Origin of the sequence: Labrys miyagiensis, assembly GCF_030160835.1 — a bacterium.
In the GTDB taxonomy this organism is placed as follows: domain Bacteria; phylum Pseudomonadota; class Alphaproteobacteria; order Rhizobiales; family Labraceae; genus Labrys; species Labrys miyagiensis.
The window spans coordinates 104,083-122,679 of the sequence record NZ_BSPC01000054.1 but is presented as its reverse complement, the minus strand read 5'-3'; the positions used below and the strand labels follow the sequence as shown (position 1 = coordinate 122,679).

Annotated in this window: 18 protein-coding genes; 11 read left to right on the top strand and 7 right to left on the bottom strand. The window is 63.0% G+C overall.

The window, feature by feature from the left end:
- The first annotated feature begins 136 nt into the window (after positions 1-136).
- The 3 genes from QQL24_RS23970 to QQL24_RS23960 all read left to right on the top strand — a co-directional run bounded on the left by QQL24_RS23970 (position 137) and on the right by QQL24_RS23960 (position 3,425).
- A complete protein-coding gene (locus QQL24_RS23970; RefSeq protein ID WP_284314813.1) occupies positions 137-1,939 on the top strand; it encodes an IlvD/Edd family dehydratase in 1,803 nt (600 codons plus the stop codon).
- A gap of 91 nt (positions 1,940-2,030) precedes the next feature.
- Complete coding sequence (locus QQL24_RS23965; protein ID WP_284314812.1) at positions 2,031-2,723, top strand: DUF2865 domain-containing protein; 693 nt, start codon at positions 2,031-2,033, stop codon at positions 2,721-2,723.
- Between the two features lie 36 nt (positions 2,724-2,759).
- Positions 2,760-3,425: a GNAT family N-acetyltransferase gene (locus tag QQL24_RS23960; protein WP_431310749.1), complete on the top strand. Its 666-nt coding sequence runs from the start codon at positions 2,760-2,762 to the stop codon at positions 3,423-3,425.
- 82 nt (positions 3,426-3,507) lie between these two features.
- Here QQL24_RS23960 and msrA read toward each other — a convergent pair whose 3' ends face one another.
- Together msrA and QQL24_RS23950 are read right to left on the bottom strand one after the other, a co-directional pair.
- Positions 3,508-4,215, bottom strand: coding sequence for a peptide-methionine (S)-S-oxide reductase MsrA (gene msrA, locus QQL24_RS23955; RefSeq protein ID WP_284314810.1), 708 nt, complete (start codon positions 4,213-4,215; stop codon positions 3,508-3,510).
- Positions 4,216-4,581: 366 nt separating this feature from the next.
- Positions 4,582-4,983, bottom strand: a complete 402-nt coding sequence (locus QQL24_RS23950) for a MarR family winged helix-turn-helix transcriptional regulator (protein ID WP_284314809.1) — start codon at positions 4,981-4,983, stop codon at positions 4,582-4,584.
- A gap of 238 nt (positions 4,984-5,221) precedes the next feature.
- Here QQL24_RS23950 and QQL24_RS23945 point away from each other — a divergent pair, with 238 nt between their 5' ends.
- Positions 5,222-5,611 carry a hypothetical protein gene (locus QQL24_RS23945; RefSeq protein WP_284314808.1) on the top strand — a complete coding sequence of 130 codons (390 nt, stop codon included), beginning with the start codon at positions 5,222-5,224 and terminating at the stop codon, positions 5,609-5,611.
- 16 nt (positions 5,612-5,627) lie between these two features.
- Here the strand turns inward: QQL24_RS23945 and QQL24_RS23940 are convergent, their stop codons facing one another.
- Positions 5,628-6,998, bottom strand: coding sequence for a glutamine synthetase family protein (locus tag QQL24_RS23940; protein WP_284314807.1), 1,371 nt, complete (start codon positions 6,996-6,998; stop codon positions 5,628-5,630).
- A gap of 170 nt (positions 6,999-7,168) precedes the next feature.
- On the opposite strand from QQL24_RS23940, the gene QQL24_RS23935 reads away from it, so the two are divergent.
- Positions 7,169-8,008 (top strand): FkbM family methyltransferase, encoded by an 840-nt coding sequence (locus QQL24_RS23935; RefSeq protein WP_284314806.1) that lies wholly within the window; start codon positions 7,169-7,171, stop codon positions 8,006-8,008.
- A 194-nt stretch (positions 8,009-8,202) separates the two neighbouring features.
- Here the strand turns inward: QQL24_RS23935 and QQL24_RS23930 are convergent, their stop codons facing one another.
- Both QQL24_RS23930 and QQL24_RS23925 read right to left on the bottom strand, forming a co-directional pair.
- Positions 8,203-8,982 (bottom strand): hypothetical protein, encoded by a 780-nt coding sequence (locus QQL24_RS23930; RefSeq protein ID WP_284314805.1) that lies wholly within the window; start codon positions 8,980-8,982, stop codon positions 8,203-8,205.
- 172 nt (positions 8,983-9,154) lie between these two features.
- Positions 9,155-9,952 (bottom strand): hypothetical protein, encoded by a 798-nt coding sequence (locus tag QQL24_RS23925; RefSeq protein ID WP_284314804.1) that lies wholly within the window; start codon positions 9,950-9,952, stop codon positions 9,155-9,157.
- Between the two features lie 312 nt (positions 9,953-10,264).
- On the opposite strand from QQL24_RS23925, the gene QQL24_RS23920 reads away from it, so the two are divergent.
- Positions 10,265-10,978: a hypothetical protein gene (locus tag QQL24_RS23920; protein WP_284314803.1), complete on the top strand. Its 714-nt coding sequence runs from the start codon at positions 10,265-10,267 to the stop codon at positions 10,976-10,978.
- Between the two features lie 448 nt (positions 10,979-11,426).
- On the opposite strand, the gene QQL24_RS23915 is transcribed toward QQL24_RS23920, so the two are convergent.
- Both QQL24_RS23915 and QQL24_RS23910 read right to left on the bottom strand, forming a co-directional pair.
- Positions 11,427-11,921, bottom strand: a complete 495-nt coding sequence (locus QQL24_RS23915; protein WP_284314802.1) for a 2-thiouracil desulfurase family protein — start codon at positions 11,919-11,921, stop codon at positions 11,427-11,429.
- A 59-nt stretch (positions 11,922-11,980) separates the two neighbouring features.
- Positions 11,981-12,424, bottom strand: coding sequence for a MarR family winged helix-turn-helix transcriptional regulator (locus QQL24_RS23910; protein WP_284314968.1), 444 nt, complete (start codon positions 12,422-12,424; stop codon positions 11,981-11,983).
- Between the two features lie 276 nt (positions 12,425-12,700).
- Between QQL24_RS23910 and QQL24_RS23905 the strand changes: the two genes are divergently transcribed.
- From QQL24_RS23905 to QQL24_RS23885, 5 genes are all read left to right on the top strand, one after another.
- Entirely contained in the window at positions 12,701-13,444 is a 744-nt protein-coding gene (locus tag QQL24_RS23905) for a DUF899 domain-containing protein (protein WP_284314801.1), read from the top strand.
- 88 nt (positions 13,445-13,532) lie between these two features.
- Entirely contained in the window at positions 13,533-14,303 is a 771-nt protein-coding gene (locus QQL24_RS23900; RefSeq protein WP_284314800.1) for a VOC family protein, read from the top strand.
- Positions 14,304-14,533: 230 nt separating this feature from the next.
- The gene (gene denD, locus QQL24_RS23895) at positions 14,534-15,538 is read left to right on the top strand and encodes a D-erythronate dehydrogenase (RefSeq protein ID WP_284314799.1); all 1,005 of its coding nucleotides are present in this window, start codon (positions 14,534-14,536) and stop codon (positions 15,536-15,538) included.
- 51 nt (positions 15,539-15,589) lie between these two features.
- Positions 15,590-16,555 carry a 2-hydroxyacid dehydrogenase gene (locus QQL24_RS23890; protein WP_284314798.1) on the top strand — a complete coding sequence of 322 codons (966 nt, stop codon included), beginning with the start codon at positions 15,590-15,592 and terminating at the stop codon, positions 16,553-16,555.
- 581 nt (positions 16,556-17,136) lie between these two features.
- A complete protein-coding gene (locus QQL24_RS23885; protein ID WP_284314797.1) occupies positions 17,137-18,477 on the top strand; it encodes a porin in 1,341 nt (446 codons plus the stop codon).
- The last annotated feature ends 120 nt before the right edge of the window (positions 18,478-18,597 follow it).

Below are 18,597 nucleotides of genomic sequence, written 5' to 3'. Positions count from 1 at the left end.
CGGCTGTGGGAACCCGCTTTTCCGCACCGCTTCGCTTTGGCGTTGCGAATGGTCTGACAAAAGTGCTAGATCGTCAATTGCGCAAGAAGGCAGCGGCCTGGTGCACAGGCCCGGCAGGAAATTAGGGAGTCTCACGATGGCTGACACCACTGGCAAACCCCGGAAATTGCGGTCTCAGGCCTGGTACAACAACCCGGACAATCCCGGCATGACGGCGCTCTATATCGAACGCCAGCTCAATTACGGCCTCACGCGCAAGGAACTGCAGTCCGGCAAGCCGATCATCGGCATCGCCCAGACCGGCTCTGATCTCTCGCCCTGCAACCGCCATCATCTCGTCCTGGCCGAGCGCGTGCGCGAGGGTATCCGCGAGGCGGGCGGCATCGCCTTCGAATTTCCTGTCCATCCGATCCAGGAGACGGGCAAGCGCCCGGGTGCGGCGCTCGATCGCAACCTCGCCTATCTCGGCCTTGTGGAACTCCTCTATGGCTATCCGATCGACGGCGTGGTGCTCACCATCGGCTGCGACAAGACCACGCCGGCCTGTCTGATGGCCGCCGCCACCGTCAACATTCCCGCCATCGCGCTCTCCGTCGGCCCGATGCTGAATGGCTGGTGGCACGGCGAGCGCACGGGCTCCGGCACCATCGTCTGGAAGGCCCGCGAGATGCTGGCCACCGGCGAGATCGACTATGAAGGCTTCATGGATATGGTGGCCTCCTCGGCGCCGTCGACCGGCTATTGCAACACCATGGGCACGGCCACCACGATGAACTCGCTGGCCGAAGCCCTCGGCATGCAGCTGCCCGGATCGGCCGCCATTCCCGCGCCCTATCGCGAGCGCCAGCAGATGTCGTACGAGACCGGCAAGCGCATCGTCGACATGGTCTGGGAGGATCTCAAGCCCTCCGACATCATGACGCGCGAAGCCTTCGAGAACGTCATCGTGGTCAATTCGGCCATCGGCGGTTCGACCAATGCGCCCATCCATATCAACGCCATCGCCCGCCATATCGGCGTCGAGCTCGACATCCGCGACTGGCAGACCATCGGCCACAAGGTGCCGCTGCTGGTGAACCTGCAGCCCGCCGGCAAATATCTCGGCGAAGACTACCAGCATGCGGGCGGCGTGCCGGCCGTCGTGAACGAGTTGATGAAACACAAGCTCATCCATGAGGGCGCGCTCACCGTGAACGGCAAGTCGATCGGCGAGAACTGCAAGAACGCCTCCATCGAGCTGCCTGACGTGATCCGCACCTTCGACACCGCTCTGGTGCAGGATGCCGGCTTCATCGTGCTGTCGGGCAACCTGTTCGATTCCGCCATCATGAAGACGAGCGTGATCTCCAAGGAGTTCCACGACCGCTATCTCGCTGACCCGAAGAGTCCGGGCGCCTTCGAGGGCCGCGCCATCGTGTTCGAGGGGCCGGAGGATTATCACCACCGCATCGATGATCCCTCGCTCGACATCGACGAGCATTCCATGCTGTTCATCCGCGGTACCGGGCCGATCGGTTATCCCGGCGCGGCCGAGGTGGTGAACATGCAGCCGCCCGCGGCCCTGATCAAGCGCGGCATCACGGCGCTGCCCTGCATCGGCGATGGCCGCCAGTCCGGCACCTCCGGCTCGCCCTCCATCCTCAACGCCTCGCCGGAAGCGGCGGCAGGCGGCGGCCTTGCCATCCTCAAGACGGGCGACCCGGTGCGCATCGACCTCAACAAGGGCGAGGCCAATATCCTGATCTCGGATGAGGAACTGGCACAGCGCCGGGCCGATCTCGCCGCAGCCGGCGGCTTCCATTACGCGCCGAGCCAGACGCCCTGGCAGGAAATCCAGCGCGCTATGGTGGATCAGCTCGGCGATGGGATGGTGCTCAAGCCCGCAGTCAAGTATCAGAAGGTTGCCCAGACCTTTGGCGTGCCGCGCGACAACCACTAACCTCGCGCTCCGACATGATTTTGTCGGGATGCTCCCGTAGGTCGAGGTGGGGCTGGGTGCAGCCCCTCCGTGACCTGCCAGGAATTTCGACATGACGACCAGACGCTTCGCTGCCTCCCTTGCCACCGGACTGCTTCTGGCGGGTGTTGCGACGGGCAGCGCCAATGCGGGCCTGTTCGACTTCCTGTTCGGGCCGCGCCAGCGTCCCCAGCCCGTTGCGCCGCCTGTTCAGCAGCAGCCGCAGACTCAACGCCCCAAGGCGCCGGGGCCCGCGGTGAGCGCCTCGCGCATGCGGGGTTACTGCGTGCGCACCTGCGACGGCTATTATTTCGCTACCGGTTTCATCCGCAACCAGCGCGACCAGGACTTGCAGGCCTCGATGTGCGAGTCCTCCTGCACGGGCGGCCAGATGGTGCTCTACACCGCCACAGTCAACAATTCGGACAGCAACGGCAACACCAAGCCGGCGATCGAGTCGGCCCAGGACGAGGGCGGCAATCTCTACACGGCGCTGCCCACGGCCTATGCATTCCGCAATGGCGAGAACCCTTCCTGTACCTGCCAGTCGACGGCGCGCGGCCTGCCGCAGATCCCGATCTCCCTCGACCCTACGCTGCGCAATGGCGACATCGTGGTGATGCCCGATGGGCTCAAGGTCTTCCACGGCTCCAATGATGTGCCGCACGAGGACAGCGACTTCAGCTCCGTTGCGTCCTCCAAGGCGCTGCCAGGGGTGGTGCGCCAGGAAGTGCTTTCGCTTGAACAGCGCATCGCCCCGCAATAATCCTGCTGCCTCTCGTCTGCCCTCTGCCAAGGATAAGTGATGGACCTCTCGGCCTGGAACGGGGTGCCGTGCCCCGAACGCGTCGTTCTCGAAGGCCGCTACACACGGCTGGAACCGCTCGATGCGGCAAGGCACGGCGCCGACCTCCTGCATTCGGCGCAGGAGCCGGGCGCCGATGGGCGGTTCCGCTATCTGTTCGAGATCACGCCGGCGGATGCGGCAGCGTTCCAGGCCTGGCTCGACAAGGCCACCATCGGCCAGGACCCGATGTTCTTCGCGGTGATCGACAAGGCGAGCGGCAAGGCGGAAGGACGCCAGGCGCTGATGCGCATCGATCCCGTGCACGGCGTCATCGAGATCGGCAGTGTCCTGTGGGGCCCGGCCATCGCGCGTACGCGCGTATGTACGGAAGCGCTCTATCTCTTCGCCCATTATGTCTTCGACACGCTCGGCTATCGTCGCTTCGAGTGGAAGTGCCACAATCTCAATGAGCCTTCCAAGCGGGCGGCGGAGCGCTTCGGTTTTGTCTTCGAAGGCATCTTCCGCCAGCACATGGTGGCCAAGGGCCAGAATCGCGACACCGCCTGGTTCTCCATCATCGATGCCGACTGGCCGCGCCTGAAGGCGGGCTACGAGGCCTGGCTGCGGCCGGAGAATTTCGACGAGGCCGGCCAGCAGAAGAGCAAGCTGCAGTTTGATTAGGGGGGCGGGTCTTCAGACCCGCCTGCCTGGAAGCATATCGGATGTCGGGAGGGGAGGCCGGGTCTGAAGACCCGCCCCCCATTTACTTCGCCGCCACCAGCACCGGCTCGGCTCGGTAATAGTCCGGGAAGAGTTGCTTCAATGCGGCGACCTTGGGCAGGTCGTTGATCACGATATAGGGATAGTCCGGGTTCCGGGTCAGGAAGTCCTGATGATAATCCTCCGCCGGATAGAAGCCGCGCAGGCCGCCGATCTTGGTCACCACGGGGGCGCTGTAGGTGTGGGCCGTGTCGAGCTGCTTGATATAGGCGGCCGCGACCTTGGCCTGTTCAGGCGTCGAGGTGAAGATCTGCGAGCGATATTGCGTGCCGGTGTCCGGGCCCTGGCGGTTTAGTTCGGTCGGATCGGTCGCCACGGAGAAGTAGATCTGCAGGATCTTGCCATAAGAGATCTTGGAAGGGTCGAAGGTGATGCGCACGGATTCGGCATGGCCGGTGGTGCCGGTCGAAACGATCTCGTACTGGGCATGGGCCTTGTCGCCGCCGGCATAGCCCGACACGGCCGACGTCACGCCCTTCACATGCTGGAACACGCCCTGCACGCCCCAGAAGCAGCCGCCGGCCAGCACGGCGGTTTCGAGATTGCCGGAGGCGATGCTGTCCACCGCCGGCGCAGGCACCAGATGCGGCGCCTCGTCGGCCTTGGAAGTCGAGAGCCAAAGGCCAGCCGCGAGGGGAACGGCAAGTCCGGCGATCAGCCAGTTGCGGAAAGTCGACGAGGTCTTTTTCATGGCGAGGCTCCAGCCCGATGTCGCGTTACAGCCACTATACGGGTATTTGGAGCCTTCGTTACCTGTGTCACGCGGATTTGAGCCTCACGCCGTCCGGTGCTGACGCCGGCGTGAGGCAAAGCTCTCAAGGCTGGCTGACGGCAGGGACCTTCTTGCCGAACAAGGTGGCGCGGAGTTTGTCCTCGCTCTGCGTGACTGGGAGGGAAGGGGATCCAGGGGCCAAAGGTCTCGGTCCAGTGAGCTCCTGGATTCCCTTCCCCTCGTCCTCTCCCGCTATGCTCAAGAGCGGCTCGGCCGGGAATGATGGAGGCGCCTATTTGCCGACGGGCCTCAGTGGGAACCCTACCACCTCCGCTTGGTTCCCGACTATGCCTTCACATGGAAGGGTTGCAGCATGAGGGTGAGCGCCGGGCCGATGGAAGCGAGTTCCTTCAGGTGGGCGGAGGACAGGGCCTGCAGCTTTTCCTCGCCGAGCGGTGTCAGCCTGATCAGCGCCCGTCGCCCGTCACGGGGATCGGCCACCCGCACCGCGAGGCCGAGCTTGACCAGGCGATCGACCAGTTCGACCACGCTGTGATGGCGCAACAGCAGGATCTCGGCGAGCTCGCTGATCGACAATTCGCCCGGCGACAGGCCGCGTATGGCGAGCAGCGCCTGGTGCTGCTGGCCTGTCAGCCCTGCTCCAACCGCCGCATTCTCGCTGAAGGCGAGGAATTTACGCAATTCGTAGCGAAACTGCGCCAGCGCTGCATAGTCGATCGGTTCCATTCAGGAGGCTGCCCATCTGGTTGTTGCCCTCTTCTCTACAGAAGGAAGGCGGCAAGGGCAATTTATATCGTTTTACGATATAAATTTAGGGAACGGCGCACCGCCGGCCTGCAAGCCGCCGCGGACGACCCAATCGGGGCGAGGGCGCAAATTTTTGATCGCCCCGGCTCCACGAAGAGGCCTCATGCTATATAGCACCGCCGGGCCGTGTGCCCGGCAACCAGAGTGAACCCACGCCATGACTTGGACGACCGCCAGATCCACCTTCCTGCTCGCGACGAGCATCATCATCGTCAGCCTTGGGCCCGCGAGCGCCGATTGCCAGATTCGGGGGCCCGATACGATGTATCTCGGGGATGGTGGATCCTATTCGCTGCAGTTGACAGCCCACCGCAGCGGGACTTGTTCGCTTTCCTTTACGCGCAAGGCGGCCGATGTCAGTTTCTCCTCCGTTGAGGTCACAAACCAACCCAAAGCCGGCAAGTTCAGCGGTAGCGACACCTATAATCTGTTTTATACGCCACCCCCGACCGGTAACAGCGACAGCTTCAGCCTCAAGGTCTGTGGCAAGGACACGCATGGCGCCGGCTGCAACGTCTTGAATTACGCCGTCACCATCGTCGAATAGCGCCGTCAGAGCCCTCTCAGAAGAACATCTCATATTCCCGCACGCTGAGCTCGGAGAGGAACTCCTCATGCTGGCCGTGGACGAGATGGGCATAGGTCTCCAGGTAGCGCCTGGAGAAATAGTCCCTCAGCACCCTGGCGCCCTTCAGGCGGCGGACGGCCTCGAAGACGTCGGCGGGCAGGCCGGGATCCTTGATGAAACCGGCATGCTTGCCGGCCACCGGCGCGTCCGGTTCGAGCCGGTGCGTGATGCCGTGATGGGCGGCTGCCAGGATGGCGGCGACGGCGAGATAGGGATTGGCATCCGCCCCGGCGACGCGGTGTTCGATGCGCCGTCCCGCTCCCTTGTCGGTGGGAATGCGCAAAGCCACCGTGCGGTTGTCCTCACCCCATTTGCGGTTGACCGGCGCGAACAGACCGCCAAAACGACGGAAGCTGTTATGGTTTGGCGCGAAGAAAACCAGGGATTCCGGCATCAGCTTCTGCATGCCGGCCACGGCGTGGCGAGTCGTTGCTTCACCCGTGGCGGCATCGGCGAAGATGTTGCGGCCATCTGTGTCGCTGAGGCTGACATGCACATGCAGGCCTGAGCCCGCCTGGTCGGCATAGGGCTTGGCCATGAAGGTGGCGTCCCAGCCCTCGGCCCGCGCCGTGCCGCGGATCAGGCGCTTAAGCAATACGGCATGATCGGCCGCGAGCACCGCGTCGTCACGGTGGTGCAGGTTGGTCTCGAACTGGCCGACGCCCATCTCGGCGATGACACTGCCCATCGGCACATCCTGCGCGCGGGCAGCATCCTCCAGCCTGGCCGTCCACAGCGCCACTTCCTCCAGCGTCAGCACGGAGAGGTTGGTGGGTGGACCGATAGGCCGGCCGGTACGCCGAATCACCGGTGGGCGAATACGGCCATCGGCCTCGCGGGCGCCGTCGGTGAGGAAGAACTCATATTCGCAGGCGACCGTCGGGAAGAGGCCGTCCGCGTTGAGCTGCGCCACGATGGTCTTCAGGAGATGGCGCGGATCGGTCCAGAGCGGCTCGCCGCTGGCGGCGAAGGTGATGTCGAGCATCACCTGCGCGGTCGGCACCGCCGCCCAGGTCATCGGCTTCAGGCTGCCGGGGATCGGCACCCCCCTGGCGTCGGGATCGCCATCGTCCCAGCCGATGCCACCTGAGCCATAGCCGCCATGCTGCGGGTTCAGCACATAGGGGGCGGCGGAAAAGCCCATGCCGGAGCGATAAAGGCTGTCGATCTCCCCCACCGGCAGGCGTTTGCCGAAGCCGTAGCCGGTGAGGTCGGGCGTGAAGGCTTCGATGAAGCGGGTATCGGGATGGGCGACAAGGAAGGCGGCGACTTCGGGATGGCGCGGCGCGCTGGTATCTGCGGGCATGATGGCTCTCGATGAGGCCCCAGAGAACGCGAGCGCCGGGATGGCGTCAAGGCCTGCCGGCATTCGGGCTTGCTCGCTGCCGTTGTGATGATCGTCCTGGATGGAATGCGTGTTCCACGCGGCCCGAAATCATGGCATCCAGCCACAGCGAGTCACGATAGGGAAGCCTGATGAAGACATATCTCAGGGAATGCCGATGGGGCATGTTCATGCTGCTGCGTGGCGACATGATCAGCCAATATGTCGACATGTATGGCGAATGGGTGGAGACGGAGGTCGAGCTCTTCAGAACCTTGCTGCCCGATGATGGCGTGTGCATCGAGGTCGGCTCCAATATCGGCATGCACGCCGTGCCGCTCTCGCGCTTCTGCGAGAACGGGCGGATCTATTGCTACGAGCCGCAGCGCCCGATCTTCCACATCCTGTGCGGCAACATGGCCCTCAACAATCGCCTCAACGCGGTGGTGCGCAATCTTGCGGTCGGAGAGAATCCGGGGCGTGTCAGCATCCAGACCGGCGACTATGAGGAGGCCTGGAACTATGGCTCCTTTTCGATCGACGCGGGCTTCAGCACCGAAGGGGCCTTCAAGGGCGGCGTCCGCAGCGATACGATCGATGTCGTTAGCCTCGACGACGATCCGGAGTTGGCCGATCTTGCCCGGCTCGACCTGATCAAGATCGATGCGGAAGGCTTCGAGCCACAGGTGCTGCGCGGCGGGCGGCGTCTGATCGGGCGGCACCAGCCCTATCTCTTCGTCGAGGCGAACAAGGCCGAAGTGGTGGAAGATATCCTGGCTGAGCTACGCTCTCAGGGCTATTCCGCCTACTGGTTTCTGGCCTTGCGCTTTCGCACCGACAATTTCAACCGGTCGAACTTTTCGGTGCCGGGCTGGGATTCGAACATGGTCTTCTGCCCGCCCGGCCGGCCCTCCTTCGATGGCAAGCTGATGCCGGTTCGGGATTTCGATGATCTGAACCAGGGCGTGCCGATCTTCTCGCGTTTCGGATGAGGGATGATCAAGAGGTAAGAAGGTTCTGCTTTACGTCATTCCGGCCGGAGCGCCGGAATCCACGAACACAGTCCTCAAAAGATGAGGTTCACAGATTCCGGGTCTCCACTCACAAGCGAAGCTTGTGAGGATACGGTCATCCAATCAAACCTTCGGCTTGGTTTTGGGAATGACGCGCGTCGCGGCTCGGTCTTCTACCAGTGGCCCTGCTGCTTGAGGCTCGTCTCGACATCGCCGCTGAAGTTGTACTGGCCCAGATGAGAGAGCTTGGACTGGGAATCCACCCAGACCCTGCCGCCGATGTCGCGCCAGCGCCGGCAGAAGGCGTAGTCCTCCGAGAGGTAACGGCCGGAATCGGGATCGACCATGCAATCGAAGAACAGCCAGTGCAACGGCTTCAGCGGATTGTCGGGCGGCCCGTCGGGCGTGTAGTTGAGCTGCGGATAGGCCTGCATCATCTTCGGAAAGACGTCGCGCTTGATCACCATGAAGCCGGTGGGCGCTTCCGAAACCTCGATGAAGCCCTCGGCATCGACATGCTGGCCGACCGGCGTCTTGCCATGATCGACCGGGTTGAAGGCGTAGCGCGCGAAACGGATCTCCAGCTGCTCCCTCGTCATGCCCGGCGGCAGGGCGTCGGGCCAGCCCAGCGTCTTGATCGGATAGACGCCGCCGACCACGTCTCTGTCGGCCAACAGCAGCCGGATCACGGCCTGGGTGTTGAAGGATATGTCGGAGTCGATCCAGAACAGATGCGTGAAGGATTCGTCCTGCAGGAACTTCAGCACCACCATATTGCGCCCGCGCGTGATCAAGCTCTCGGAGTGCATGTGCAGCACGGTCTTGAGGCCCAACGCCGAGGCATCGCAGGCGAGGCTGTACATGCTTACCACGTAGTTCATGCTGACGGCTGAGATGTAACAGGGAGTTGCGAACAACACCTTCATCGACTGGAGGGCTGAGATATCGAGCATGCTCTGCTTGTTTTCGATTGGGGCCCCACACCGCGGGGGCCCAGAGGCGGGAGAGATATGGAGCGGCGGCTGACTGCTATCAAGCAATTAGAACATGTCCGGCGCGGGAATCAAAGGCAGCTTCGGGCGCCATGCACAAGCCATCCAACGATACCAACCGGCGGGTTCGACCTTATTTAGCCGGCTGCGCTGTCGGCAGGATAGAAGAACTGTCCGGTGTCGGGAGGATGGAGGACGGCGTCGCGGCGGGTGCCGGCAGGGGAATGGGGGAGGCCGGCGGCGCGGGGGTGGGTAGCGGGATCGCGGCCTGCGGAGTTGACTGCGGCATGGGAACCGGTGCCGGTGCCGCTGGAGTGGCTGCCGTACCGAAGCTCGAATCGACGGAAACGGCGATGCAGGTCTTGTTTACACCGGGCAGTAGGAACACCCGTTTGCCGTCGCGGTCGATCATGATCTGCGTGTTGAGGATCGGAGTGGGCGTGGAGCCGGCGGATTGCATGTATTTCTGCGCCGTCCCGCAGTCGCTCGCGAGCGGGAATACCTGCACGGCCACGCCGTCGCAGGTTCCGCCCGGCGTGGGTGTGGCAATGATGGCCGCCAGGCCGTTGGCCGGCATCACCTCGGGCCGCTCGACCACCGCGACGCTCTGGAACACATGCTGGGCGGGCGCCTGACCGTTCCAGCCCGACTGGACGTCATATTGGCTGTTGAGCGTCCCGCGCGATATCTGGTCGACCATGCCGAGGCACTGGGTCAGGCCGAGCTTCTGGGCCTGCTGCACCGGGAGCGGCGGGTCGGGCAGCGGAGCTGGGGCCGGCGCAGTGGCGGGCGCAGCCTTCTTGGCAGGCGCCTTGCCCTTCTTCGCCGGTTTCTGTGCCGACTGGGCCCGCGGGACCGAGGGCGCGATGCAGATCGCCCCCATCGCACCGATGCTCAGGGCCAGAAAGAGGCGTTGAAAGTGAATGCGCATGCACGTGGCCGTCCTGTTGCCGAATTTGTGCCGCTTATAAGGGAGGATATCGAGTTGAAACAGGCCCTATCCAGCAATGCCGCGGCAGTCCGGCGTTTTTCTTGGACTGGCGACGTAGAGATAGAACGTGGTAGTACCTGACACGTGCAGATCGGTGCGCGATTTGGTCATCCGGCCCGAGGCCGTGACTAACACCGCCCAATCTGGGAGACTGGGTCTCCACTCCATGAAAGCTCCTGCCAAGAGAGATATCCAGGCCCAATGAAAGCCTATCCATTGCAGATATTTTCGACGACAAAACGGCGCCCGCTCGTGTGCCTGACGACCGTGGGCGTGCTCACCCTCGGCCTCGCGGCCGGTTTCATCATACCGGCCGCCGCCCAACAGCAGCCCGCCGCCAAGACGCCCCCACCGGCCGCCGCACCGGCTGGCCCGCAGGCGGTGAAACTGGATCCCAAGGCGATCCTGGTGCTGGTGCGCTCCACCCTGATCGCGCTCGACCAGGCCAACAAGACCGGCAACTACTCCGTGCTGCGCGATCTCGGTGCACCCGACTTCCAGCGCGGCAATACACTGGCGAAGCTCAGCGATCTCTTCGCCGGCCAGCGCCAGGTCGGCCTTGACCTCAGTGCAGCCCTGATCCTGGAGCCGACCATCACGCTCCAGCCGCAGGTCGAGAGCAACGGCTTGCTGCATCTGGCAGGCTATTTTCCCGTCAACGGCGATGGAAAGCTGAATTTCGAGCTGCTCTACCAGTTCGTTGACAAGAAGCTGGTGCTTTATGGGCTCAGCGTGAATGTGAGCCAGGCCGGCACTCCCCCCGCAGCTGCGCAAGCTCCGGCTCCCGCTGCGGCTGCCCCCGCGGCTCCAGCCCCTGCCGCCAACGCTCCGGCACCCGCCGCAACCCCGGCGCCTGCTGCAACGCCGGCACCGGCGGCGTCGGATCCCCCCAAGGCCAAGCCCAAGCCCAAGCCGAAACCCAAGCCGAAGCCGAAGCCCGCACCGGTTGCGGCTCCGGCCCAATAGGCGCGCCGGGCCTCGGGCTCCAGCGCAGCTTGAAACGCCAAGCAAACAGCGGTCCCGCGGGCCGCTGTTTGCATGTGCGGCCTGTCGTGTTCGGGGGGAAGATGTCATGCGCCGACAGGGGAATGGAGGAAGGATGCCTTTGCGATTCTATCCGGGTTGCGAGCCCCTTGCCCTCAGCTTCCTGTCTCACCCGTCCTGTTGAAACCGGTTCCAATATTCCCTAACGTCACTTTTTCACTTGCATTATTGCAAAATTCGATTGTACGAAAGTTACTTTCGTGCTGGTAAATTTTTATTCTTGTCGTGGGTGTACGGAGAGCCCTTTTGCTGCTCGATTCAACGCCCGGATTGATAAGATTCCGTCCAACTTCAGAAGGGGCCGAAAAGGCACGTTCCATGGCTGGAACGGGGACGAAAGGCTTATCTGAAGGTAGGTTTGGGCGATAGGCTATCTTGCGGCTTCGATCATCAACTCCATCCGCTCGATCTCAGCGGGCGCGAAGACCTCGATGTCGTGGGCGCGCAGCAGGGCGGCCGTCACGCCGCTGCCCTTGTGAACTGTCCCATCAAAGTCACCGTTGTGGATGAAGCTGCTGCCGCAGGAAGGACTGCCGTCGATGAGAAGGGCGAAGCGGCAATTTTCGGCCTGCGCAAGCGCGAGCGCGGCCCGGGCTCCCACGAGGTAGAGCGCCGTCACATCGGCGCCGCCCTGTTCGATCACCTGCGCGCCGCCGGTCAGCACATCCTCGCCTGAGCGGCCTGCCGCGATCTCCGCCGGCGGTCGCGGTACGCTGAAGCCGGCCGTGAGCTCCGGGCAGATGGAGACCACGCGTCCCTCCGTCTGCCAGCGGGCAAGGGCAGGATGGATGAGCGGCTTGGCCGAGCCGTTATAGCGCACCGGCCGGCCGAGAAGACAGGCGCTGACCAGGATTCGCGCGGTCATGGAAGGTCTCCTGCGAGCCCTCGCGATACATCCGGGATGAAGGAACCGCAATGCCGGCTTCAGGCCAACGCCGCCAGATCCTGTCGCAACCTGCCGGCGTTGCCGTCCGGCAGGCTCGCTTCCAGCGCCTCATGCGTGCTCTTCCAGATCGGCACGGCGCTCGCCAGGACCGTGCGGCCGGCGGGTGTCAAGGCGAGCAGGCGAGAGCGTCTGTCGGCTGGGTCGGGCGTCACCGTCACCAGCCCGCGCCGTTCGAGGAGCTTGAGCGCCGCGGTCAGCGTGGTGCGATCCAGGGCGAGCAGGGCTGAGACCGGCGCCATCGTCGGGGGCTTGGGGCGGTTGAGCGCCATCAGCAGCGAAAACTGGTTGTTGGTCAGCCCTATCGGGCGCAAGGCGAGGTCGAAGCGGCGGGCCAGCGCCCGGGCCGCGCGCTGCACATGCAGGCACAGGCAGGAATTTTTCACGAGCAGTGTCGTTTCGAAAGAAACAGAAACGTCTTCCATCTGTAGCGACGGAGAAGACGGTTCGATGGTTCTGGTCTGGCGCATCATCTCGATCGGCTATCGGCCTGCGTTCCGAAATTTTCGTGGGAGCGGGGCTCTTTGACAGGCAGGAATAATGTTGATATCAACCTTTTCTGTCAAGAAGCCTGAGGGGCCCGACGGCGTATTTTTCAGTCGGGGCGAACATCGGTTCGCCTGCGAAAAAGCGCGGTGAAACAAAAACTTGGAACGACATCCGGTTCTTTTGGATCGGTTGAAGCTCTTGAGGAGGATGAAATGACAGCACACCCGGTCGTATCGCGGGAGGAATGGCTCGCAGCCCGCAAGGCGCTGCTCGTCAAGGAGAAAGAGGCGACGCGGGCGCGCGACAGGCTCAATGCCGAGCGTCTGGCTCTGCCCTGGGTCAGGGTGGACAAACCCTACGAATTCGACACGCCGCAGGGGCGCAAATCCCTTGCCGACCTCTTCGCCGGCCGCAGCCAGCTGATCGTCTACCATTTCATGCTGGGACCGGACTGGACCGCGGGCTGTACCGGCTGCTCCTTCCTGGCCGATCATTTCGACGGCGCGCTGCCGCATCTGGAACATCACGACGTGACGCTCACGGCGGTGTCGCGCGCGCCACTCGCCAAGATCGAGGCCTACAAGACGCGCATGGGCTGGCGTTTCCCGTGGGTGTCTTCGCATGGCAGCGACTTCAATTTCGACTACCACGTCTCCTTCGAGCCGGCGGCGTTGAAGAACGGCGCGGTCTTCTACAATTTCCGGGAGATTCCGGGCTCCGAGGCGAATGACGAATTGCCGGGCCTCAGCGCCTTCCACAAGGACGAGGACGGCACGATCTTCCACACCTATTCGAACTATGCCCGCGGCGGTGAGGAGATGATCGGCACGCTGATGATCCTCGACCTCGCGCCTAAGGGCCGCAATGAGGGCTCGACCATGGATTTCGTGCGCCGCCGCGATGAATATGAGAGCAAGTCCGCCCACGCCTGCTGCGGTGGTGCCGCAACGGCATGAGCGCCAGATAATCGTCACCTTCTTCCGCTAAGTTTCCACCCGCCCTCCAGGGCCAACGCAAACCCCGTATTCCACAGGGAGAAAACACATGACCGACCACCACGGCAGCTTCGTCTGGTATGAGCTGATGACCAGCGATACCAAGGCCGCAGAGGCCTTCTACAAGACCGTGATCGGCTGGGATGCCGCCGATTCCGGCATGCCCGGCGTCGAATACACCCTGTTCTCGACCAATGGAACGCGTGTCGCCGGCCTGATGACGGTGCCCCCCGAGGCTGCCGCCATGGGCGCCCGCCCGGCCTGGATCGGCTATATCGGCTGTAACGACGTGGACGCCGTGGCCGCCGAGATCAAGATGGCTGGCGGCAGGATCATGCGCGAGCCCGACGATATTCCAGGCATCGGCCGCTTCGCCGTGGCCGCGGACCCGCAAGGCGCCGTGTTCTGCCTGTTCAAGGGTCAGGGCGAGCCGCCTGAAATGCCACCGATGAACACGCCCGGCCTGATTGCCTGGCGCGAATTGAACGCCGGCGACGGGCCGAGCGCCTTCGACTTCTATGCTGGCCTGTTCGGTTGGCGCAAGGGTCAGGCCATGGATATGGGCCCGGCGGGTGTCTACCAGATCTATGGCAAGGGCGATGTCGACTTCGGCGGCATCACGACCAAGATGCCGGAAGCCCCGATGCCCTATTGGCTCTATTACATCAACGTCGCCGATATCGAAGCCACCCATGGCCGTATTGGCTCCAATGGCGGCAAGGTGCTGCATGGCCCGATGGAAGTGCCGGGCGGCATGTGGATCGTGCAGGGCCAGGATCCACAGGGCGCCATGTTCGCGGTCGTCGGTCCGAAGGTCTGAGCTCTCTCTTCAGCATAGGCACGATGCCCGGGCGAAAGTCCGGGCATTATTATGCGGCGACGTGGCGAGCCTCACCCACCATGAATTGTAGGACCAAAGCTTGCCTCGCTTCGGCAAAGGTCCTATCGCTAAGGCCCCGCCCGGTCCGGCGGATCACAAGCAAGAATTCTGGCAGGGCATGGTTGCGCGTCGTCGAACGACCACTCCCGGGGAAATGACGAGGCGTGGCGATGAAGGTGCTGATTCTGGGCGCGGCTGGCATGATCGGCCGCAAATTGTTCGAAAGCATTGCCCAGAGCGGCATGTTCGGCGGCAAAAGGGTCGATGAGGTCCTGCTCAGCGACGTCGTGCTGCCCTTGGTGCCGCCCGGCCTGCCCTTCACCTGCAGCGCCTCGCAGGATGACCTGCCGGCGCCTGGCACGGTGGAACGGCTGATCGCCGCCCGTCCCGACGTGATCGTGCATCTGGCCGCCATCGTTTCCGGCGAGGCCGAGGCGGATTTCGAGAAGGGCTACCGCATCAATCTCGAGGGCACCACGCGCCTGTTCGAGGCCATCCGCCAGGCCCATGGCGGCAGCGCGCCGGGCGAGGGCTATTTTCCGCGCGTGATCTTCTCCTCCTCGATCGCCGTGTTCGGCGCGCCCTTCCCTGAGCGCATCGGCGACGAGTTCTTCAACACGCCGCTCACCTCCTACGGCACGCAGAAGACGATCGGCGAATTGCTGCTGGCCGATTACAGCCGCAAGGGCTTCTTCGACGGTATCGGCATCCGCCTGCCGACCATCGCGGTGCGGCCTGGCAAGCCCAACAAGGCGGCTTCCGGCTTCTTCTCCGGCATCCTGCGCGAGCCGCTCAACGGCCAGGAAGCGATCTTGCCGGTGTCGGACCAGGTGCGACACTGGTTCGCCAGCCCGCGTTCGGCCGTCGGCTTCCTGCATCATGCCGCCGCCATCGACACCGCCCAGCTCGGCTGGCGCCGCAACCTCTCGATGCCCGGCCTTTCGGCCACCGTCGCGGAGGAGATCGAAGCCCTGCGCCGCGCTGCCGGCGACAAGGCCGTCGCTTTGATCAAGCGCCAGCCCGATCCGGTGATCGAAAAGATCGTGGCCGGTTGGGCGCGTGATTTCGACACCGCCCGCGCTCGCTCGCTCGGCTTCGTCGCCGACAAGGACATGGACGCGATCATCAAGGTCTATATCGACGACGAGCTTGGCGGTAAGCTGCCGAACTACTGATACTCCGACCGCAAAACCATTTTTTCTTGCCTGTACCGGATTGTTCTGCCGATGCCTTCGCTCGACTTGCTGATGCCCCGCCCGATGCTGCCGCACGCCACATCGGTGCTGGAAAAGGAGTTCACCGTCCACAAGCTCTGGCAGGCGGTGGATCCGGCGGCGATGCTGGCGGATCTTCGCGACAAGGTCCGCTTCATCGCGGCGGGCAGCCATTCGGCGGTCGATGCGGCGATGATCGAGGCACTGCCGAAGCTCGAGATCATTGCCAATTTCGGCGTCGGCTACGATTCGGTCGATGCCGCCACCGCGGCCAAGCGCGGCATCATCGTCACCAACACGCCCGACGTGCTGAACGAGGATGTCGCCGATCTCGCCATGGGACTGTTGATCTCGACGGTGCGCGAGCTACCGCAGGCCGAGAAATATCTGCGCGATGGCAAGTGGCTTGAAGAGAATTATCCCCTCACCCGCGGCACGCTTCGGGGGCGCACCCTCGGCATCGTCGGCCTTGGCCGTATCGGCAAGGCGATCGCGAAGAGGGCCGAGGCCTTCGGGCTGAAGATCGCCTATTTCGGCAGGCGCCAGCAGGCGGATGCATCCTATCCCTACTATGACAGCGTGCTGGCCCTGGCGGAGGCCGTCGACACGCTAATGCTGATCCTGCCGGGTGGCACGGAGACCCGCAACCTCATCGACGCCAAGGTGCTCGAGGCGCTCGGACCCCACGGCATCCTGATCAATGTGGCGCGCGGCTCGGTAGTGGACGAGCCGGCCCTGATCGCGGCCTTGCAGAAAGGCGAGATCCTCGGTGCCGGCCTCGACGTCTTCGCTGACGAACCCAAGGTGCCGGAGGCGCTGATCGCGCTCGACAATGTCGTGCTCCTGCCCCATGTCGGCTCGGCCTCGCACCACACGCGCGCGGCCATGGGTCAGCTCGTGATCGACAACCTCATCTCCTGGCGCGACGGCAAGGGGCCGATCACGCCGGTGACAGAGACGCCGTGGCCAAAACCGTGAAAGCATCGTGGATCGATTGATCCACGATCAATTGCTGCGGTTGTGCTGCGACATTTGCCTGCGGTGGCGAGGACGTGCCGGGACCTGCGATGCTTCAAAGGGCGCGTCGCAACGGTCTGTTCTCTCTATTCCGCAACGTAAATTTTTCGGTTGCCGTAACGACGTGATCTTGATTTCTTGAAGGCTAACTCCGGGCGTATCGATCGATTAATTCTTGTGGTCATAACGATCCGTAAAATCTGCGCTCTATTTAATGCCTTCGATCACAAATATTTTCTATGTATTATGATGCGCATGTAAATATTTAGTGGATGTAATCTTTTCTAGTAACTAAAATTTACAGGGTCAATGAAGTAAAATGTGTCTTTCAAGTTACACATGCCCAGAAATTTGAGCGCGGCGACCTGAGGGGCAAAACCTGAGTTGTGCAATTCTTCCGGGCGAAGCAGTATTCCTGCAACGATTCATTCGCGATTGCCCTGCTGCCGCAAGTCCAAGAGTGTAATCGAGTTTATGGGTTCGGCCGTGTTGTAAAGAGCCTGGCTCATTGAGTAATGACTGCCTGCTGGGGATAATTTGGAATGATAAAGCCCATCCTTCTCGGTGCTGTTGCCGGCATCGTGTCTATTGCTGCTGCTCAAGCCGCTGATCTGCCCATGACCAAGGGCGAAGCCGTTGAGTATGTGAAGGTCTGCTCGACTTTCGGCCCCGGCTTCTTCTACATCCCCGGCACCGACACCGGCCTCAAGATTGGTGGTGAAATCCGCGCCGATTATCGAGTGTTTGGCCACAGCAGCGACGCGCCGGCTGGGTTGACCGGGCCGGGTCTGGGCGATTTCACTCGCAATGACGACCGCACGGCCTTCAACACCCAGGCCCGCATCTGGTTCGACGCCCGCACCCAGACCGATTACGGCCTGCTGCGCTCCTATTTCCAGATCAATGCCGATTCCCATCCGATCAACGGTTCGCCCGCTGCCGATGCCGTCGACGCTGCCAGCCGCGGCACCTCGAACAAGTTCAGCATCGACAAGGCCTTCATCCAGTTCGGCGGCCTGACGGCTGGTTACGCCCATTCGTTCTTCGGCTTCTACGACAATGAATATGGCGACACAATCTGGGCGCCCTACTACGCAGAATCGAGCACGGTGAACCTGATCGCCTACACCGCCCAGTTCGGCGGCGGCTTCAGCGCCACGCTGTCGATCGAAGACGGCCGTGATCATCGCGTCGACAATTTCAGCTCCGGCATCGCTCTGCCGTTCGAGGGCGGCCAGCAGGTGCCCGACATCGTCGGCCAACTCCGCTATGACGCGGATTGGGGGGCCTTCGCCATCCAGGGTGCTCTGCACCAGCTGCGCTCGGGCGAGGACATCGTGGTCACCGCCCCGACCACGCCTCCTGCCAGCGTAACCATCGGCGTTCCGCACGAGAACAAGTGGGGCTACGCCGTGGGCGCCACGGGCCTGGTCAAGCTGCCCTTCATCGACGGTGGGCACTTCATCGTGGAAGGCCAGTATGCGGATGGCGCGACGCAATATCTCGGCGTCGGCAATTCGCAGCCGGGTATCTTCGGCAATTCAGACCTTTATCCGACGGCCCTGGGCGCCATTGCGTTCTTGAACTACGACACCACCAAGGGCTGGTCGATCGTGGCCGAACTCGGCGGCAACATCACGCCGGTGCTCAATGCCAATCTGGTCGGCAGCTATATCGACACTAAATACGACAATCTCCTGGGTAGTTTTGGCGATCTAAGCCTCAAGGAATACACGATTGCCGGCAACCTGACCTATACGATCGTCAAGGGCCTGACCGTGGCGGGCGAGGTAACTTACACGCAGCAGACGCAGGACGTCCTTTCGGTCAGTTTCAAGGAAGACATCTGGCAGGGCGGTATCCGCTTGAAGCGCGTATTCTGAGGTCCCGCTAAGGCAAATTGGAGGGCTCGGCGGATGCCGGGCCTTTCTTGCGCTTGTGGTCGAAGAAGTCGACCGCGAAAGGCGCTCTCAAGCGGGAGTCATAGTCTCGCTCTCCGCCTC